The sequence below is a fragment of the Vibrio sp. 10N.261.51.A3 genome, from assembly GCF_041471965.1.
GTDB classification, from domain to species: domain Bacteria; phylum Pseudomonadota; class Gammaproteobacteria; order Enterobacterales; family Vibrionaceae; genus Vibrio; species Vibrio crassostreae_C.
The window spans coordinates 1-1,234 of the sequence record NZ_JBFRPK010000160.1 but is presented as its reverse complement, the minus strand read 5'-3'; the positions used below and the strand labels follow the sequence as shown (position 1 = coordinate 1,234).

The 1,234-nt window shown below is 46.5% G+C and carries 1 protein-coding gene; it reads left to right on the top strand.

Annotated features, from left to right (window positions below):
- Positions 1 to 840 (top strand): IS110 family transposase (locus tag AB4371_RS22455; RefSeq protein ID WP_372150689.1); only part of this gene is annotated, 840 nt, incomplete at its 5' end.
- Positions 841 to 1,234: the final 394 nt, after the last annotated feature.

Genomic DNA, 1,234 nt, shown 5'->3' with positions numbered 1-1,234 from the left:
GCAAGAACACTCAATAAACTTGGGCACGACGTCCGTATCATGGCCGTTAAATACGTGGTTTCTTATCGAACTAAAGGAAAGAACGACCTTAATGATGCTGTTGCCATATGCGAAGCTGTTCAGCGTCCATCAACTCGCTTTGTACCCGTAAAATCCCCCGAGCAACAAGCCATCTTATCGGTACATAGAATGAGAGAGCATTGGGTTCGTGAACGCACCGCGCTTATGAATCGCATGCGCGCCCTACTCTCTGAGTTCGGGTTAATCATTCCTGTTGGCCGCTCTTCATTAATGAAACACGTTCCCTTAATGCTTGAAGATGCAGAAAATGAACTGCCACATCTCGCTAGAACGGTGATTGCCGATGCTTATCACCACCTTGGAGAGTTGAATCAACGTATCGCCGATACTGAACAAGTCTTCGACTCTTTTGCTAAGGTCAGCGCTAATGTTCAACGAGTGATGAAAGTTCGAGGTATTGGGCCGCAAACCGCTACTGCGATACTTGCTTCGATAGGCAATGGTTCTCAATTTGATAAAAGCCGTGATTTCTCTGCTTGGCTAGGACTCGTACCAAAGCAATATTCCACAGGAGGAAAACCTCGCTTAGGCCGAATAACCAAACACGGTGATAAATACTTACGAACACTATTAGTTCACGGGGCAAGGACAGTCATTGCCAACCTTGGCGACAAGCAAGATAAGTTAAGTCAGTGGTGTCGCGGCGTTCTAGAACGAAGAGGAATGAACCGAGCAATAGTGGCACTGGCCGCGAAGAACGCACGAATTATATGGTCGCTTTTACACAATCAAACAGAATATGAAAACTATGCTGCTTAAGTAGAAACCTAAGCAGCATAAAGAGTTAAACCCACCGGGTCATTGCAGACGCTAATGATGGAGATAGGTTAAGACCACTTGCGGAGAGCCTGTTAATGCGGCGGACACACTAGATGTCATCTAACGAATAAGGCACTGCAGTCGCGCAAGTCATCAGGGCCACGACGTATGCGAATCGTCGATAAGTAGGCCGAATGTAGAGCGGCAGTCCAAAACCCATCAACATAAGTTTAGCGGATGTTTGACAACCGGGGGAATCCATGTAGCCCTGTTAAGGTGTGAGCAACGCTATACCGAAGCTGCCGCATACCACCTTAAACACTAAAACCAACGCATAGTAAAAATGCCACGCGTTGCGAATCACTCTTAAACAGTTTGTATGGATAATAAGCAC